Raw genomic sequence first — 16,685 nt, forward strand, 5'->3', positions numbered from 1 at the left:
CCGGCCGAGTTGGCACGACGGTGCCAACTCGGCCTACCGGGTTGACGCCTCGGCCGACGCGGGTGACGGCTCGGACGGGGGCTGTCAGTCGATGTAGTTGCTGGTGACCCAGTGGGCGAGGGCGTACGCGGCGGCGGCGAGGATCACCACGATGATCACTCCCCAGGCGTGGGCGAAGACGTCGGTGAGGAAGAGCATCGAGAGTACGGCGACCAGGGCCGAGCCGAGGAAGCTGATCGTGAAGGGGGAGCGGGCACCGGCGAGGCGGAGGAGGTAGCCGCCGACGATGATCGCGAGGGCGAAGACGGCGATGAGGATGATCGCTCCCTTGTCGCCGAGCGACGAGGTGCCACGCGTCCACTGGCTCACGGTGCCGCTGAACCAGACCGCCAGGGCCATGAACGCGCCGACGATGGCGCCGATCATGACCGCCGCGGAGAGGCCCGATGGGGTGCCGAGGTTGATCCGACGCTGGCTCGGGTCCTTGGGCTGCTTGGGTGCCCTCGGTTCCTTCGCGGGCTTGGGCGGCTTCTGTGCCTTCTGCTTCTTCGCAGGCTTCTCGGCCGGCTTCTCCGCGGACTTCTCCGCAGGCGGCTCGGGCGCTATGACGGGTGGTGCCGTCTTCTCCAGCACCTGGGTCTTCTCTGCAGAGGCCGTCTCGACCGCAGCAGTCTCGACCGGTGCCTTCTCGACCCGAGCCTTCGGGGCCTGGGTCTTCTGGGGCTGAGTCTTCGAGGGCTGAGTCTTCGAGGGCTGAGTCTTCGAGGGCTGGGTCTTCTCGGGCTTGGCGTTCGCCGGCTTCGTCCCGCCACGCTTCTTCTTGAAACCGAACGACGGCGCGGCGAGCTTGTCGGCGGGGTCGTTGCTCATGAGGGGCAGTTTCGCATGCCGCGCGTCACATTTGAACTCAGGCGCGGGTGAGCCGGATGACCGGGATCTCGCGGTCGGTCTTCTCCTCGTAGCTCCCGAAGTTGGCGGCCGACTCGACGATTGCGGCCCACGCGCGGGCGCGCTCCTCGCCGTGCAGCTGCTCGGCGACCACCGGGATGGTCTCGCCGCCGAGCTCGATGGTGACCCGGTCGGGGTTGGCGGCGAGGTTGTAGTACCAGGCCGGGTTCTTTGCCCCGCCGGCTGCAGAGGCGGCGATCAGCCAGGTGTCGTCGTCGCCCGGGAACCAGGCGAGCGGCGTCGAGCGGGGCTCGCCGCTCTTCTTGCCGATCGTGGTGAGCACGAGCAGCCGCATCCCGGCCGTGGTGCCGTTGCTCTTGCGGGCCCGGCTCATCATCAGCTTGTTGCCCAGCTTCAGGAGGAGGTTGGCCGAGGGCTGCTTGGCGCCGCGGGTGCCGTTGCGCGTGTCGAAGCTCATGGCGTCGACACTACTGCGTCCGAAAACAGGTTCAGGCTCGGAGATCTTGCGATCTCCGAGCCTGAACTCGATGTCGGGTTGACAGGATTTGAACCTGCGGCCCCCTCGTCCCGAACGAGGTGCGCTACCAAGCTGCGCTACAACCCGAATGCTGCACCGAACAAACGGTCCAACGAGGAATGAGCATAGCCCAGAGACTCCCCCGATCCGTAATCGGCCCGAAGAGGTCGGGCGAGCAGGGGCAGCCTGCTGCGCGCCGCCCCAGCACGCACCCGGCTGCGTTGTCGTCGGTCGACGGCCAACACCGGGCCGCCTCCCTCCTCCGCCTTGCCGGGCATGCACTGGGACGACGCTCGCGACGGCAGCCCCTGCTCGCCCGACCTCTACCGACGAGACGCCCCGCGCGGGGTGAGCGTCAGGAGCGTCGCCTCGGGGCGGCAGGCGATGCGGATCCGGGTGTAGGGCGAGGTGCCGAGGCCGGCCGAGACGTGCAGCCACGCCTGCCGTCCGTCTTGGGTGTGAGTGTGCAGGCCGCGTACCCGGGCGGGGTCTAGATCGCAGTTGGTGGCCAGGGCTCGCCCGCCCGGCAGGCAGATCTGGCCGCCGTGGGTGTGGCCGGCCAGGATCGCGTCGTAGCCGTCGGCGGTGAACTGGTCCAGGACCCGCAGATAGGGAGCGTGCGCGACCCCGAGGCGTACGTCTGCAGACGGGTCTGCGGGGCCGGCGACCGCAGACAGGTCGTCGAGGCGCAGGTGGGGGTCGTCGACGCCCGCGAAGGCGAACTCGATGCCCTTGACGGTCAGGGACGAGCGCGTGTTGGTGAGGTCCAGCCAGCCGGACTTCGTGAACGACGCGGACAGGTCACGCCAGGGGAGCTCGGGCACGTTCGTCTGCCGTTTGCCGTTGTCCGGCAGCAGGTAGCCGATCGGGTTGCGCAGCCGCGGCTCGTAGTAGTCGTTGGAGCCGTGCACGAAGACGCCCGGTACGTCGAGCAGCGTGCCGAGAGCGTTCACGATCGACGGCACCGCCCGCTGGTGGGCCAGGTTGTCGCCGGTGTCGACGACCAGATCCGGCTTCAGCGCAGCCAGCGACGCGATCCAGTCGAGCTTCTTGTGCTGCGACGGGACCACGTGCATGTCGGAGAGATGCAGCACCCGCAGCGGGTCCGCGCCCTCGGGGAGCACCGGCAGTCCGACGTGGCGCAGCGTGTACTGACGGGCCTCCCACAAGGCGTACGCCGTCATGGCCGCGCCGGTGGCGAGACCGGTGCCGAGGGTTGCGCCGATTACTGAGGCGAGCCGCATGGCTCAACCCTGCCACAATGGGTTCCATGAGCACTCTGAAGGACCAGCTGAGGACCGACCTGACCTCCGCGATGAAGGCCCGTGACAAGGAGCGCGCCGGGACGCTGCGCATGGTCATGGCCTCGATCACCGAGGCCGAGGTCGCCGGCAAGGAGGCCAAGGAGCTCACCGACGACGAGATCATCACGATCCTCACCCGCGAGGCCAAGAAGCGCCGCGAGGCGGCCACTGCCTTCGCCGACGGCGGTCGCGCCGAGCAGGCCGAGAAGGAGACCGCGGAGGCCGCGGTGATCACCGAGTACCTGCCCGCTCAGCTGAGCGCCGAGGAGATCTCCGACCTGGTCAGCAAGGCCATCGCCCAGACCGGTGCTGCTGAGGAGGGGATGCGTGCCATGGGCAAGGTGATGGGCATCCTGACCCCGCAGACCAAGGGCCGTGCCGATGGCGGCGCCGTGGCCGCCGAGGTGCGCAAGCAGCTCGCCTGACGGCAGTCCGAGAACGACTGTGGCCCCACCGGATCGGTGGGGCCACGGTGTCGTTGCCGGGCCGGGCGTCAGCCGGTCGGCCACTCCCAGCCGAAGTCGGGCTCTTCCTCGACCGTGGCCGGTCTCTCTTCATCGCCGCGGCCGGGCTTCTTATCGGGCTGCTTCTTCTTGTCGGGCTTGGGGTCGGGCTTCGGCTCCGGGCCGAGCGAGGTGTAGATCGTGATCGGCGATCCCTCGGCAGCATCGCCGGACGGGGTGGTGAAGGCAACCAGACCGGGGTCGTACTCCGAGTACGCCTCCGGGCCGAGCTGAACCTGGAAGCCGGCGCTCCTCAGCACCTTCGTGGCCTTCTCGACCGTCATGCCGCCGACCCAGGGGACATCGACCGTGTTGCCTGCGATCACGTTCGGGTCGGGCTCCTGGAAGTCCACCCACTTGAGGTACTTGTCGATCACCTGCATCGCGTCGCCCCACATCGGGCCGGCGAAACCCGACCCCGATGCGGTGGCGATGTAGTCGCCGCCGATGTACTGGCCCTGAAGACCGAGCGGCGTGCCAGCCGAGTTGGCGCCTGCGATCATCGCAGCGGTCGCGAGCCGCGGCGTGTAGCCCATCAGCCACACCGCCTTGTTGTCTTGGGTGGTGCCGGTCTTGCCCGCGCTGGGAACCGACAGCGCAAGGTTCTGGCCGAAGCCGCCGGGCTCCATCACACCGCGGAGGATGTCGTTGACCGCGTCGGCGGTGCCCTTGGCCATCGCCTGCTCGCAGGTCGGCTCGTACTTCTTGATCACCTTGTTGTTGGCGTCGAGGATCTCGTTGACCGGCACCGAGTCACAGTGCTTGCCGCGGGCGCCGAACGTCGCGTACGCCTCGGCCATCTCGAGCGGGCTGACGTCGACGACGCCGAGGGTGAAGGTGGGAACGCGCTCGGCTCCCTGACAGTCCGCAACCTCCCCGGCCTTGCAGACGTGTCCGTCCTCGGGCGCGATTCCGAACGGGGCGGTGAGCTTGACGCCCATCTTCTGCGCCATCTTGTAGGGCGTGCACATCCCGGTGAGCTGGAAGAGCTGGGCGTAGAAGGTGTTCACCGACTCCCGGGTGCCGGTGTAGGCGTCCTTGCTCCCCGAGGTGGTGGAGTTGTGGAACGTGTGGGAACCGACGCGGTTGCCGTCGCCCGGGCAGCCGGCGAAGGTGGACTCGTTGAGCGTCAGCTCCTCGGGCGAGTTGATCTTCTGCTTGAGGGGGAAGCCCTGCTCGATGGCCGCGGCCAGGGTGAAGGCCTTGAAGGTCGACCCGGCCTGGAAGCCGTTGGAGTCGCCGGCCTTCTCCTTGGGGACCAGGTAGTTGAGGTAGGACTGGCCCTTCTTCTTGTTGTCACCCATCGGACGGGACTGGGCGAGCGCCCGGACCCGACCGGTGCCGGGCTCGACCATGGCCAAGGCGCCGATGGCCTGGTCGGTGGCGTAGACGTGGTCCTCGACGGACTCCTGAGCGGCGTCCTGGAAGCGTTGATCGAGCGTGGTCTTGATGGTCAGACCGCCGGACTTGATCAGTGCGAGCCGGTCGGTCTCGGTCTCGCCGAAGGCCGGGTCCTTGAGCAGCCACTTGAGCACGTAGTCGCAGAAGAACTCCGCGGACGAGCCGAGGCAGCCGTTGCGCTGCTTCTGGACGTTCAGGCCGAGGCTGGCGTCCTTCAGCTTCTCCGCCTCGGGGCGGGAGATGACCTTCAGCGCGGCCATCCGGTCGACGACGACATTGCGGCGGGCGATGGTGGCGTCGGGGTAGTTGGTCGGGTCGTAGCCGGTGGGGTTCTTCACCATCCCGGCCAGCATCGCCGACTGCTGCCAGTTGAGCTCGGAGGCGTTGACGTTGAAGTAGTGCTTGGCGGCCGCCTGGACGCCGTAGGCGCCGTCTCCGAAGTAGGCCGCGTTGAGGTAGCGCTCGAGGATCCAGTCCTTGGAGTGCTTCTCCTCCAGCGCGATCGCGTAGCGCAGCTCGCGGATCTTGCGGGCCGTCGACTTCTCGATCGCCGCCTTGCGCTCGGCCTCGGTCTTCGCGGAGTAGACCAGCGTCGTCTTCACCAGCTGCTGGGTGATCGAGGAACCACCCTGAACCGAGTCGCTGGCCTGGTTGGTGATCAGCGCGCGCAGTGTGCCCTTGAGGTCCATCGCGCCGTGCTGGTAGAAGCGGTAGTCCTCGATCGCCAGGAGCGCCTTCGTCATGTTGGACGAGATCTGGTCGAGAGGACGGTAGACGCGGTTCTGGTCGTAGAGCGTCGTGATCAGGTTGCCCTTGCGGTCGACGATCTTGGTCGTCTGGGACATGTCGTCGACCTCGAAGGCCTGCGGCAGCGCGTCCATCTTCTCGGCGGTCTCCTTGGCCGCGATCCCGGCCACACCGGCGAAGGGGATGGCGAGACCCGCGGCGACGACGCCGAGGACGGCTGCGACCCCGCACATGACGGCGAGATGCTTGAGCACGGTCTGCGGGCGCAGCGACGGCGAAGACATGCTGGTCATCGTAGGTGATCGCGGCTAATAGCACATGATTCGCAATCGGCGCCGGACAGGGAGGCAAAAACAGGTCCCGGGACCCCTCCTAGTCATTTCGAACTACGTACTTTGGGCCAGAAGGGTGTGTCACTCGACCGGTCAGGGTCCTTAACCTTTAGTCCGCACGGGCGCCCACGCCGTCAATTGGGGAGGGCGAAGCGCTCCGATGAAGGGATGGCACACAATGTGGGTTGATGAATGGTCGCTGCAGGCCGCATGTCGTGAGAACGAGCCCGACGAGCTCTTCGTACGTGGAGCCGAGCAGAACAAGGCCAAGATGGTCTGCTCAGGCTGCGTCGTCCGCACCGAGTGCCTCGCTGAGGCGCTCGACAACCAGATCGAGTGGGGTGTCTGGGGCGGCATGACCGAGCGCGAGCGTCGTGCGCTGCTCCGTCGCAGCCCGAACGCCTCCTGGCGCGCCGTCCTCGAGGCCGCGCGCACCCGTGCCTCCGTGGAGTGACCTCTCGTCCCCTACTCGAGTGGATCGCTGAAGATCTTGGTCTGAGCCAGGACGTACGTGACGTACGTCCTGGCTCGACTCATTCCTGGGCCAGCAGCCGGCCGATCTCGCGGAGTCCGTCGAGGTCGTGTACGTCACCGGGCAGCGCCGGCACGACGGCGGTCGGCACCTGCGGATGGGCGACCGCGAAGCGCTCGCGCAGCTGGTGCTGGCGCTCGACCAGGAGCGCGCGGTCGGCGTGGAGCCGCAGCAGCCCGGCCGTGAGCGGCGCGTCGGGGAGACGCTCGGAGGCGGCCCCGGCCGCGGCCGCGGTGAGCGAGGCGTCGTCGGGCAAGGTGGCTCGGTTGACGACCAGACCCTGGAGCGGCATCCGGTCGCCGGAGAGCCGCTCGACGAAGTAGGCGGCCTCCCGGAGCGCGTCTGGCTCCGGAGCGGCGATGACGAGGAAGGCGGTCTCGTCGGCCTGAAGCAGTGCGTACGTCTCCTGCGCCCGTTGCCGGAACCCGCCGAAGACGGTGTCGAGTGCGGTCACAAAGGTCTGCAGGTCGGTGAGCATCTGCCCGCCGAGGACCTTCTTGAGCGCGTTGGTGACGATGTTGATCCCGGCCGACATGAGCCTGACCGGGCCCTTGGTCGGGGCCAGCATCAGGCGCAGGAAGCGTCCGTCGAGGAAGCTGGAGAGGCGCTCGGGTGCGTCGAGGAAGTCGAGGGCGCTGCGGCTCGGGGGTGTGTCGACGACGATCAGGTCGTAGTCGCCGTTGCCGCCGTTGTGGGCGAAGGCATCGCGGTAGAGCTGACCGAGCTTCTCCATCGCCATGTATTCCTGCGTGCCTGCGAAGCTGGAGCTCAGCGCGATGTAGAACTGGTTGTTGAGGATCTGCTGCGCCTTCTCGGGGCTGGCCTGCGACTCGACCACCTCGTCGAAGGTGCGCTTCATGTCGAGCATCATCGCGTCGAGCCGGCCCGGGCCGATCCCGGGAACAGGGCGAGGCGTGTTGTCGAGCCGCTCGATGCCCATGGACTGGGCGAGGCGTCGCGCCGGATCGATCGTCAGCACCACCACCTTGCGTCCGCGCTCCGCTGCCCTGAGTGCGAGCGCCGCCGACGTGGTCGTCTTGCCTACGCCGCCGCTGCCGCAGCAGACGATGATGTGGGTGTCGAGGTCGTCGAGCAGCCGGTCGACCTCGAGCTGTCGGGTGTCGTTCGCGTGGGCGGCCAGCGGACCGACGCGTGGGTGAGCGCTCATCGGGCTGTCCCTCTCGTCACTTCCGTCACGTCGCTCAGGCAATTCCTGCACTTCTCAGGTGTTGCAATGCCAGAGAAGTGCAGGGATACCCGGTTAACCGGGTATTCCATCATCATGCGAGCCCCTGATCCTTGAGCTCGGCCGCGAGCTCGTAGAGCCCGCCGATGTCGATCCCGCCGGCGATCCGGTTGAGCTCGTAGGTGGGGACCCCGAGGCCGGCTACGAGGTCACGCTGGGCGTCCTCGAGGGCTCGGCGCTCGGCGTACTCCTTCGCCCCGTCGGCGAGGGCGGAGATCAGGGCGGGGTCGGGTTCGACGCCGGCACGCTTGAGGTCCTCGGTGATCAGCTCGTCGTCGAGGGTGCCGGCGCGGGCGGGGGCGAGGGACTCGTCGGGGAGGTCGCGGGGGCGTACCTGGTTGACGATGACGCCGCCGACCGGGAGCCCGGCGGCGCGCAGCTCGCTGATGCCGTCGGCGGTCTCCTGGACCGGCATCTCCTCCAGCAGCGTGACCAGATGGACCGCGGTGCGCCGGGAGCGGAACAGGGTCATCATCGTGTCGGCCTGGTTCTTGATCGGGCCGACCTTGGCCAGGCCCGCGACCGACTCGGACACGTTGAGGAAGCTCGTGATCCTGCCGGTCGGGGGAGCGTCGAGCACGACGGCGTCGTAGGTCCGGGCGCCCTTGTTGCGGCTGTTGCGCTGCACGGCCTCGAAGAGCTTGCCGGTGAGCAGGACGTCCCTGACCCCGGGCGCGATCGTGGTCGCGAACTCGATCACGCCGAAGCGGTCGAGGGCGCGGCCGGCGGGGCCGAGCTTGTAGTACATCTTGAGGTATTCGAGGAGGGCTTCCTCGGGGGCGATGTGCAGGGCGTAGACGTTGCCCGGCTCGGCGTCGGCACCGGATCGCGCCCGCAGCCGCAGCCCGGTCGCGATGCGGGTCTCGGCGTAGGGCAGCGGGTCGACGTCGAACATCCGCGCCACACCCTGGCGGCCCTCGACCTCGCACAGCAGGACGTTCTTTCCGTGTGAGGCCAGCCCGAGCGCCAGAGCCGCAGCCACCGTCGACTTGCCCGTGCCGCCCTTGCCGGTCACCACATGCAGCTGCACGTGGGGCCAGTCGGAACTCATGGGAACGACTTTAACGGGGTCGCGCCACTAGGGGGTGATGTTGAGGTTCTCGACGATCTTGGTGCCGAGCGCGGTGTCGCCGGTGATCTCGACCTTGGCGGGGTCACCGGAGGCGCGGCCGCCGGTGAGCAGGACGTACGTCTCCCGGTCCGTGGAGAGGGTGACGGTGGGCGCGGTGACCAGGTCGGCCACCGGGACTCCCTTGCCCTCCTTGGTGACGGTGAACGCATAGGGCGCGTGGCCTTCGACCTCGACGACGACGGAGGTGCCCGGGGCGCAGGCGGCCTTCTTGGCGAGCACGAAACCGACGCCTTCGAGGAGGTAGTCGGCGGTGTGGAGGGCGCCGGGGCTGTCGAGGTTGCCCGGGCGGCCGGTGGCGCGGCGGATGTCCTGCTCGTGCAGCCAGAGGTCGAGCGGCCGGTTGCGGAGCAGCTTGCCGGTCGTCCACCCGAGCGCACCGAAGATGCCGGACGCCGGCGCCGCGGGGTCCTCGGGCGGGGAGGCGAGCAGCTCGTCGTGACGTACGGCGGTGTAGCGGCGGATCTCGTCGATGATGCTCGCCGGCGCGGCGTCGCGGCGGGTGATCACGCCGATCTCGGTGAACTGGCCCATCGGCGACTTGATGTGGGCGGACTCGGGTACGGAGGCGTCCTCGCGGGGTGCGCCGGCGGTGAGGCCCTCGAGGTGAGCGACATGGGAGGCGATGGCGCGTACGTCCCAGCCGGGGAGGTCGGTCGGCTGGTCCCAGTCGGTCTCGGAGAGCTCCTCCAGGAGCGTGAGGAGGTCCTGGACGGAGGACCACCAGGTGTCGACGTACGTCTTCAGCTGCTCTGCGGAAGTCACGGACCTGACCATAGTGGGCCGGGTCCTCAGTTGGAAGGTCAAACCATCTCGCCGGGAGACCCGTCCGCGGGTCCGCGAAGTAGGGTGCCGATATGACCAAGTGGGAGTACCAGGTAGCGCCGATCCTCAACCACGCTGCGGCGCAGATTCTCAACAACTTCGGTGCCGACGGGTGGGAGCTCGTCTCCATCCTCGACAACGGCACCGGCAACTACGTCGGCTTCTTCAAGCGGGCGGTCTCGGAGTGACCGGGCCCGAGGAGGTCCTCGCCGAGCTCGGGCTGAGCGTGCCGGACGTCGTGCCGCCGGTGGCGGCCTACATCCCGGCGCTTCGAACCGGCGACTACATCTTCACCTCCGGGCAGCTGCCGATGAAGGACGGCGCGTTGCTGTCCACCGGCAAGCTCGGTGGCGAGGTCTCGCCCGAGGAGGGCGTGGCGGCCGCACAGCAGTGCGCGCTCAACGCGCTCGCCGCGGTGAAGGCCGAGATCGGCGATCTGTCGCTGGTCAAGCGGGTCGTCAAGGTGACCTGCTTCGTCGCCTCCACTCCCGACTTCACCAGCCAGCCGGGCATCGCCAACGGTGCTTCCGAGCTGCTCGGCAAGGTCTTCGGTGACGCTGGACGCCATACCCGATCCGCCGTCGGCGTGCCCGTCCTGCCGCTCGACGCCCCCGTCGAGGTGGAGATCATCGTCGAGATCTGAGCCTCGGTCTGAGGCTCGGATGGGGGTAGGGCGCTGGTGTGAGCGTCGCTACAGTGACGAACGTGCGTATCCCGATCCCTCCAGTCCGGCTTGGTGACGACATCGTGGCGTTGGCCGGGGAGTACGCCCAGGGCGTACGCACCCCGGTCGAGCCGCGCGACGCGGCGACGGTGCTGCTGCTGCGGCCGGGCTCCGATGGCGGATCCGCTTCCGGCCCAGAGGTCTACCTGCTCCGTCGGCAGATGACGATGGGTTTCGCCGCCGGGATGGCTGTCTTTCCCGGCGGCGGAGTGGACGTACGCGACGCCGAGCTGCCCGATTCCCGCTGGGCCGGGCCGTCCGCCGGTGAGTGGGCGCGCCGGCTCGGGGTCGACGAGTCCCGCGCGCGAGCGCTGGTCGCCGCGGCGGTGCGGGAGACGTTCGAGGAGTCAGGGGTGCTGCTCGCGGGAGCCTCGGGCGATTCCGTCGTCGACGACGTCTCGGGCGACGACTGGGAGGCCGACCGGGCCGCTCTGGAGTCACGCTCGTTGTCGTTGACCGAGCTGCTGACCCGGCGCGGGCTGGTGCTGCGTACGGACCTGCTGGGGCCGTGGGCCGCCTGGACGACGCCCGTCTTCGAGCCGAAGCGCTTCGCGACCTGGTTCTTCGTCGCGCGCCTCCCCGAGGGCCAGGTGACCCGGGACGTGTCCAGCGAGTCCTCCTCGGTGCTCTGGCTGAGCACCGCCGAGGCGGTCGCCCAGGTCGAGGCCGGCGAGCTGGCGATGATGCCGCCGACCTATCTCAACTGTCTCGAGGTCACCTCGGTCGGGTCCGAGGACGAGGTCCTCGCTGCCGCCGCGGAGCGTGTGCTGACGATGTTCACCCCGACCGTGACCGAGGTCGACGGCGGCCACACCCTGTCGATGATGCCCCTGCACGCCTCCCTTGTCGCCGGAAGGAACCACTCATGAACGAGTCCTGGTCAGGCGGGGCATTCGGCGAGCGCGGGCAGTGCATCCTCGCGCCCAACCCCGGGATCATGTCGCTCGACGGCACCAACACCTGGGTGCTGCGCGAGCCGGGTGCGCGCCGGTCTGTCGTGATCGACCCCGGGCCTCTCGACGAGGGGCATCTCGATGCCGTCGCGGAGGCCGCAGGCGAGGTGGCGACGGTGCTGCTGACCCATCATCACTATGACCACTCCGAGGCGGCCCGGGCCTTCGCGGAGCGGGTTGGGGCCGGCGTACGCGCTCTTGATCCTGAATACCGGCTCGGGACCGAGGGGCTCGGCGACGGTGACGTCATCGAGGTCGACGGTCTGGAGATCCGCGTCGTCGGGACTCCCGGGCACACCTCGGACTCGCTGTCCTTCTGGCTGCCCGCCGACGGGGCGGTGCTGACGGGCGACACCGTCCTCGGGCGTGGGACGACCGTGGTCGCTCACCCCGACGGCGAGCTGGGCGCCTATCTCGACTCGCTCGACCGTCTGCACGCCCTCGCCTCCGAGCACGGTGTCGGCAGCGTCTGGCCCGGCCACGGCCCGGTCATCGGGAACGCCCTCGGCGCGCTGGACTACTACATCGCCCACCGTCGCGAGCGCCTCGGCCAGGTCGAGGAAGCTCTCTCCGGGCTCGGCGCTACCCCTGCCGAGGCGGATCCGCGGGCGATCGTCGAGATCGTGTACGCCGACGTCGACCAGGTCCTCTGGGGTGCCGCCGAGCTCTCGGTGCGAGCGCAATTGGCTTACCTCGCTGAGCGCTGAGGCCTACTGTTCGGCTCATGGCGATCCTGTCCGGAGCCGAGCTCCTGCTTCCCGACCCACCCGCGTGGCGGGCCTGGCTGGAGGAGCACCATGCCGACACGCCCGCGGTCTGGCTGGTGCTGACCAAGAAGGGCGGCACGCTGACCACGCTGACCTGGCAGACCGCGCTCGATGAAGCGCTCTGCTTCGGTTGGATCGACGGCCAGGCCCGACGACGCGACGAGCAGTCCTCGTTCCAGCGGTTCACCCCGCGAGGGCCGAAGAGCCGCTGGTCACTGAGGAACGTCGAGCACATCGACCGTCTCGAGCGCGAGGGCCGGATGACCGCCGCCGGGCGGATCGCCGTGGATGCGGCTAAGGCGGATGGACGGTGGGAGGCGGCGTACGCCGGTCCGGCAACCGCCGAGACCCCGCCAGACCTCCTCGCCGCGATCGCCGCGGTGCCCGAGGCGCAGGCGATGTACGACGTCCTCACCTCTCAGAACCGTTACGCCCTCTATCACCGCATCACCTCTCTGAAGACCGAGGCCGCGCGGGCGCGCAGGATCGAGGAGTACGTCGCCATGCTCGCCCGTCACGAGACGATCCATCCCCAGAAGCGCCAGCCTCAGCGCTGAGTACGAATCTGTGCGTGCTCTGGACGTCCAGATCAGCGGGCGCGGCGGGCCATGCGCTCAATGTCCATGATGACGACGCTGCGCGGCTCGAGGCGGAGCCAGCCGCGGCTGGCGAAGTCGGCCAGGGCCTTGTTGACCGTCTCGCGGGAGGCGCCGACGAGCTGGGCGAGCTCCTCCTGGGTGAGGTCGTGGTGGACGTGGACGCCGTCGTCGGCGGTGCGGCCGAAGCGGTCGGCGAGGTCGAGCAGGGCCTTTGCGACACGGCCGGGGACGTCGGAGAAGACGAGGTCGGCGACGACGTCGTTGGCCTTGCGGAGGCGGCCGGCCAGCTGGGCGAGCAGGCCGCGGGCGACGACCGGGCGGCCCTCGAGCCACTTCAGGAGGTCCTCGTGCGACAGGCTCGCGAAGGCGGAGTCGGTGACCGCGGTGACGGTGGCCGAGCGGGGGCCGGGGTCGAAGAGCGAGAGCTCACCGAACATCTGGCCGGGGCCCATGATGGCCAGCAGGTTCTCGCGGCCGTCGGACGAGGTGCGACCGAGCTTCACCTTGCCGTCGATCACGACGTACAGCTTGTCGCCGGAGTCGCCCTCGTGGAAGAGCACCTCTCCGCGGCGGAGCTTCGACTCTGCCATCGAGGCGTGCAGGGCCGTCATCGACTCGTCATCGAGTGCGCTGAAGAGCGGTGCCTGACGGAGTACGTCGTTGTCCATTGCGGCCATTCCTCCTGGATTTTCCCCACATCCGCGGGTATTACACCGGGAATCCTATCTGTGGAACGTCTCACACGTGCACATCACCCACCGATAAGGGCAGAAAGTGCATGTGTTGAGCGGTGTTTGTGGTAGCCGTGCTCTGGGCCGGATCGGGATTGTCGGTGCGGCCGCGTAGCCTTGCTGCGTGCCTGCCCAGAAGTTTGCGACTGAGACGCGCCTGGGTCTGGTGCGTCGTGCCCGTCGGATCGACCGCATCCTCGGTGAGACCTACCCGGATGCCAAGGCCGAGCTCGACTTCACCAATCCGTTCGAGTGCCTGGTCGTGACCGTGCTGAGCGCGCAGACCACGGACAAGCGGGTCAACCTGGCCTCGCCCGCCCTGTTCGCGGCCTATCCGTCCGCGAAGGAGATGGCGGCGGCGCCCCGGGAGCACCTGGAGCAGCTCGTCGGACCGCTCGGCTTCTTCCGCGCCAAGACCGACGCGCTGCTGAAGCTGAGCGCCGTGCTGGTGGAGGAGTACGACGGCGAGGTGCCCGACCGTCTGGAGCAGCTGGTGAAGCTGCCCGGTGTCGGGCGCAAGACCGCCAACGTGGTGCTCGGCAACGCCTTCGGCAAGCCGGGGATCACCGTCGACACGCACTTCGGACGGCTCTCGCGGCGCTTCGGTTGGACCACCGAGAAGGATCCGGTCAAGGTCGAGCACGAGGTCGGCGCGCTCTTCGAGAAGCGGGACTGGACGATGCTGTCCCACCACGTGATCTGGCACGGGCGGCGGATCTGTCACGCGCAGAAGCCCGCGTGCGGTGCCTGTCCCGTGTCACAGCTGTGCCCTGCGTACGGCGAGGGGCCGACCGACCCCGTCGCCGCGGCCAAGCTGGTCCGCACGGAGGGCCGCAACTGATGGTTCGTGCCCTGGGGAGACGAGCCCGGGTCGCGTCGGCAGCCGCCCTGCTGCTGGCCGTCCTGGCCGGCTGCGGCACCGACTCCTCGAGCGGGGGCGGCCAGTCCGGCGCGCCACTCGCCGACGAACCGTCCTCCTCCAAGGTCAACGTCGCCACGGCGGAGATGGTCGCGGCCAAGAAGGCGTCGAAGGTGGAAGCCTGCGAGGAAGGGCCCGCGAGCGACGGCGGGCTGCCGTCGATCGTGCTGCCCTGCCTCGGCGGCGGCGAGTCCGCCGACCTCGCCTCGTTCGAGGGACCGATGGTGATCAACCTCTTCCAGGGCTTCTGCGCGCCCTGCAAGGAAGAGATGCCTGCGCTGCAGAGCTTCTACGAGACCTACGGCGACGAGGTGCCGGTGATCGGCATCGACGTCATGGACACCGTCCCCGGAGTCGCGCTCGAGGAGGCGATCTCGCGCGGGGTGACGTTCCCGATGTACGCCGATCCAGGCGGTGAGCTCCAGGGCGGGCCGCTCACGGCGCGGGCGGTGCCGGCGACGTACGTCCTGTCCTCCTCCGGCGAGGTCGAGCTGCTGCAGATGGGTGGCATGACCAGTGCGGCCCAGGTGAAGGAGCTCGTCGAGAAGAAGCTGGGGATCGAGCTGTGAGCGAGCGTCAGGCGGCCAACGGGACGCGGCCGGAGTGGTTCGACGAGGTCGTCGAGGCGGCGCAGCAGATCCAGGGCGAGGACATCTCGCAGTTCCTGCCGCCGGCCGACGGCAGCGCACGCGAGTCGGCGGTGCTGATGCTCTTCGGCGAAGGGCCCTCGGGTCCCGACCTGTTGCTGACCGAGCGTTCGCACACGATGCGTTCGCACCCCGGCCAGGTCTCGTTCCCCGGCGGCCGGCTCGATCCGGGGGAGACCGCTGAGGAGGCGGCGCTGCGGGAGGCCTGGGAGGAGACCGGTCTCGACCCGACCGGTGTCGATGTCGTCGGCCGCCTTCCGGCGCTGTGGATCCCGTTCTCCAACCACGCGGTGGTGCCGATCATCGCGTGGTGGCGGGAGCCGTCACCGGTCACCACGCGCTCGGTCGAAGAGGTGCACGCCGTCTACCGGGTGCCGTTGTCGGATCTCATCGACCCGGCCCACCGGATCCAGGTCGGCGCGCCGGGCCGCAGCGGATGGCTGATGCCCGCGTTCTTGATCGGACCGGAGAAGGATGTCATTCTCTGGGGCTTCACAGGTGGAATCATCAGCCGTTTCTTCACCTATCTCGGGTGGATCACGGAGATTCCGGACGCCCCGATCAAGGAGTTGCCCGAATACATGTTCCAGGGACGCGAACGGAATCAGCCGTGAACTTTCTTGACTGGATCCTGATCATCCTCGTCGGGGCCTACGCGCTCTCGGGCTATTGGCAGGGCTTCATCACCGGTGCCTTCGCGACCGGCGGACTGCTGCTCGGTGGCTTCATCGGCATCTGGCTGGCACCGAAGGTGCTCGGCAGCGCGGCTCCGTCGTTGTGGGTCTCGCTCGGTGCCCTGTTCGTCGTGATCGCGTGTGCGTCCATCGGGCAGGCGGTGCTGCAATACGGCGGCGTACGCGTGCGCGACGAGATCACCTGGCAGCCGGCCCGGATCGTCGATGCCCTCGGCGGGTCGCTGCTCAGCGCGGCGGCCGTACTGGTGGTCGCCTGGGCTCTCGGAGTCGCGGTCTCGGGGGCACAGATCAACGGGCTCACGCCCGCGGTGCGTGGCTCGGCGATCCTGGCCAAGGTCGACTCGATCATGCCGTCGCCTGCGGATCGTGCGCTGAGCGCGTTCAACGACGTCGTCGGCACCTCGTTCTTCCCGCGCTACCTGGAGCCGTTCGCCAGTGAGCGGATCGTCGAGGTCGGTCCTGGTCCGCGGCGGATGCTCACCGACCCCGACGTCGTACGCGCCGGCGAGTCGGTCCTCAAGATCCGCGGCGCCAACGAGTGCGGCAAGGGTGTAGAGGGCACCGGATTCGTCATCGGCCGCGGCTACCTGATGACCAACGCCCACGTCGTCGCCGGCGTCGACGACCCCAACGTCATCGTCGGTGACGGCGCCAACGACGCCAAGGTCGTCCACTACGACCCGGAGATCGACATCGCCGTCCTGAAGTTCGAGGGTGGCGGCAACCTCAAGCGCCTCGAGTTCGACCGCACCGCCGGCGCCGAGGACCCGATCGCTGTCCTCGGCTATCCGCAGGACGGCCCCTTCGACGTACAGCCCGGCCGTATCCGTGCCGAGCAGCGACTCCGCTCGCCCGACATCTACGGCGTCGGCACCGTCATCCGAGACGTCTACTCCGTACGCAGCCTCATCCGCCCCGGCAACTCCGGAGGCCCCATCGTCGACTCCGAGGGTGACGTCGTCGGCGTCGTCTTCGCCGCCTCGGTCACCGACACCGAGACCGGCTACGCCCTCACCACCGACCAGGTCATCGAGATCGCCCGCGAGGCTCGTTCCCAGACCGCTGCCGTCGACACCGGAGCCTGCGCCGGCTAACCCCCTCGCCGAGGCGTCAGCTAGGTCGGCCGAGGCGTCGGCTAGGTCGGCCGAGGCGTCGGCTAGGTCGGCCGAGGCGTCGGCTAGGTCGGCCGAGGCGTCGGCTAGGTC

19 protein-coding genes and 1 tRNA gene are annotated in these 16,685 nt (G+C 68.8%); 11 read left to right on the plus strand and 9 right to left on the minus strand.

Going from position 1 to position 16,685, the window contains the following annotated elements; translation table 11 throughout:
* Nucleotides 1-84 precede the first annotated feature (84 nt).
* From ACFX43_RS00830 to ACFX43_RS00845, 4 genes are all read right to left on the minus strand, one after another.
* On the minus strand, nt 85-870 hold the full coding sequence (locus ACFX43_RS00830; RefSeq protein ID WP_378815873.1) for a hypothetical protein: 786 nt from the start codon (nt 868-870) through the stop codon (nt 85-87).
* A 37-nt stretch (nt 871-907) separates the two neighbouring features.
* Nucleotides 908-1,366, minus strand: coding sequence for a nitroreductase/quinone reductase family protein (locus ACFX43_RS00835; RefSeq protein WP_378815874.1), 459 nt, complete (start codon nt 1,364-1,366; stop codon nt 908-910).
* 73 nt (nt 1,367-1,439) lie between these two features.
* A tRNA-Pro gene (locus ACFX43_RS00840) sits at nt 1,440-1,513 on the minus strand.
* Nucleotides 1,514-1,749: 236 nt separating this feature from the next.
* A complete protein-coding gene (locus tag ACFX43_RS00845; RefSeq protein ID WP_378815876.1) occupies nt 1,750-2,670 on the minus strand; it encodes a metallophosphoesterase in 921 nt (306 codons plus the stop codon).
* Between the two features lie 26 nt (nt 2,671-2,696).
* On the opposite strand from ACFX43_RS00845, the gene ACFX43_RS00850 reads away from it, so the two are divergent.
* Nucleotides 2,697-3,155, plus strand: coding sequence for a GatB/YqeY domain-containing protein (locus tag ACFX43_RS00850; RefSeq protein ID WP_378815878.1), 459 nt, complete (start codon nt 2,697-2,699; stop codon nt 3,153-3,155).
* Nucleotides 3,156-3,223: 68 nt separating this feature from the next.
* Here ACFX43_RS00850 and ACFX43_RS00855 read toward each other — a convergent pair whose 3' ends face one another.
* Nucleotides 3,224-5,665, minus strand: coding sequence for a transglycosylase domain-containing protein (locus tag ACFX43_RS00855; RefSeq protein WP_378815880.1), 2,442 nt, complete (start codon nt 5,663-5,665; stop codon nt 3,224-3,226).
* A gap of 226 nt (nt 5,666-5,891) precedes the next feature.
* Here ACFX43_RS00855 and ACFX43_RS00860 point away from each other — a divergent pair, with 226 nt between their 5' ends.
* Complete coding sequence (locus ACFX43_RS00860; protein WP_045548985.1) at nt 5,892-6,167, plus strand: WhiB family transcriptional regulator; 276 nt, start codon at nt 5,892-5,894, stop codon at nt 6,165-6,167.
* A gap of 79 nt (nt 6,168-6,246) precedes the next feature.
* Here the strand turns inward: ACFX43_RS00860 and ACFX43_RS00865 are convergent, their stop codons facing one another.
* The 3 genes from ACFX43_RS00865 to ACFX43_RS00875 form a co-directional block, all read right to left on the minus strand.
* A complete protein-coding gene (locus tag ACFX43_RS00865) occupies nt 6,247-7,413 on the minus strand; it encodes an ArsA family ATPase (protein ID WP_378815882.1) in 1,167 nt (388 codons plus the stop codon).
* A 112-nt stretch (nt 7,414-7,525) separates the two neighbouring features.
* The gene (locus ACFX43_RS00870; RefSeq protein WP_378815884.1) at nt 7,526-8,542 is read right to left on the minus strand and encodes an ArsA-related P-loop ATPase; all 1,017 of its coding nucleotides are present in this window, start codon (nt 8,540-8,542) and stop codon (nt 7,526-7,528) included.
* A gap of 27 nt (nt 8,543-8,569) precedes the next feature.
* Nucleotides 8,570-9,385, minus strand: coding sequence for a maleylpyruvate isomerase family mycothiol-dependent enzyme (locus ACFX43_RS00875; protein ID WP_378815886.1), 816 nt, complete (start codon nt 9,383-9,385; stop codon nt 8,570-8,572).
* 92 nt (nt 9,386-9,477) lie between these two features.
* On the opposite strand from ACFX43_RS00875, the gene ACFX43_RS00880 reads away from it, so the two are divergent.
* The 5 genes from ACFX43_RS00880 to ACFX43_RS00900 all read left to right on the plus strand — a co-directional run bounded on the left by ACFX43_RS00880 (nt 9,478) and on the right by ACFX43_RS00900 (nt 12,446).
* Nucleotides 9,478-9,633, plus strand: a complete 156-nt coding sequence (locus ACFX43_RS00880) for a DUF4177 domain-containing protein (protein WP_141791386.1) — start codon at nt 9,478-9,480, stop codon at nt 9,631-9,633.
* Nucleotides 9,630-10,088 carry a RidA family protein gene (locus ACFX43_RS00885; RefSeq protein ID WP_378815888.1) on the plus strand — a complete coding sequence of 153 codons (459 nt, stop codon included), beginning with the start codon at nt 9,630-9,632 and terminating at the stop codon, nt 10,086-10,088. The genes ACFX43_RS00880 and ACFX43_RS00885 overlap by 4 nt, the downstream gene beginning before the upstream one ends.
* A gap of 62 nt (nt 10,089-10,150) precedes the next feature.
* Entirely contained in the window at nt 10,151-11,038 is an 888-nt protein-coding gene (locus ACFX43_RS00890) for an NUDIX hydrolase (protein ID WP_378815889.1), read from the plus strand.
* Entirely contained in the window at nt 11,035-11,829 is a 795-nt protein-coding gene (locus tag ACFX43_RS00895) for an MBL fold metallo-hydrolase (protein ID WP_378815891.1), read from the plus strand. Before ACFX43_RS00890 ends, ACFX43_RS00895 begins: the two co-directional genes overlap by 4 nt.
* Nucleotides 11,830-11,846: 17 nt before the next feature.
* Nucleotides 11,847-12,446: a YdeI family protein gene (locus ACFX43_RS00900; RefSeq protein WP_378815892.1), complete on the plus strand. Its 600-nt coding sequence runs from the start codon at nt 11,847-11,849 to the stop codon at nt 12,444-12,446.
* A gap of 32 nt (nt 12,447-12,478) precedes the next feature.
* On the opposite strand, the gene ACFX43_RS00905 is transcribed toward ACFX43_RS00900, so the two are convergent.
* Nucleotides 12,479-13,156, minus strand: a complete 678-nt coding sequence (locus ACFX43_RS00905) for a Crp/Fnr family transcriptional regulator (RefSeq protein WP_008356269.1) — start codon at nt 13,154-13,156, stop codon at nt 12,479-12,481.
* A 187-nt stretch (nt 13,157-13,343) separates the two neighbouring features.
* Here ACFX43_RS00905 and nth point away from each other — a divergent pair, with 187 nt between their 5' ends.
* Genes nth through ACFX43_RS00925 form a run of 4 tightly spaced genes read left to right on the plus strand, consistent with a single transcriptional unit; the run spans nt 13,344 to nt 16,574 of the window.
* Complete coding sequence (gene nth, locus ACFX43_RS00910; RefSeq protein WP_350719145.1) at nt 13,344-14,060, plus strand: endonuclease III; 717 nt, start codon at nt 13,344-13,346, stop codon at nt 14,058-14,060.
* Nucleotides 14,060-14,707 (plus strand): TlpA family protein disulfide reductase, encoded by a 648-nt coding sequence (locus ACFX43_RS00915; RefSeq protein ID WP_378815895.1) that lies wholly within the window; start codon nt 14,060-14,062, stop codon nt 14,705-14,707. Before nth ends, ACFX43_RS00915 begins: the two co-directional genes overlap by 1 nt.
* Nucleotides 14,704-15,399, plus strand: a complete 696-nt coding sequence (locus ACFX43_RS00920) for an NUDIX hydrolase (RefSeq protein WP_378815896.1) — start codon at nt 14,704-14,706, stop codon at nt 15,397-15,399. The genes ACFX43_RS00915 and ACFX43_RS00920 overlap by 4 nt, the downstream gene beginning before the upstream one ends.
* Nucleotides 15,396-16,574: a MarP family serine protease gene (locus ACFX43_RS00925; RefSeq protein ID WP_378815898.1), complete on the plus strand. Its 1,179-nt coding sequence runs from the start codon at nt 15,396-15,398 to the stop codon at nt 16,572-16,574. Before ACFX43_RS00920 ends, ACFX43_RS00925 begins: the two co-directional genes overlap by 4 nt.
* The last annotated feature ends 111 nt before the right edge of the window (nt 16,575-16,685 follow it).

This window comes from Nocardioides sp. YIM B13467 (assembly GCF_042788075.1).
Taxonomy (GTDB): Bacteria; Actinomycetota; Actinomycetes; order Propionibacteriales; family Nocardioidaceae; genus Nocardioides.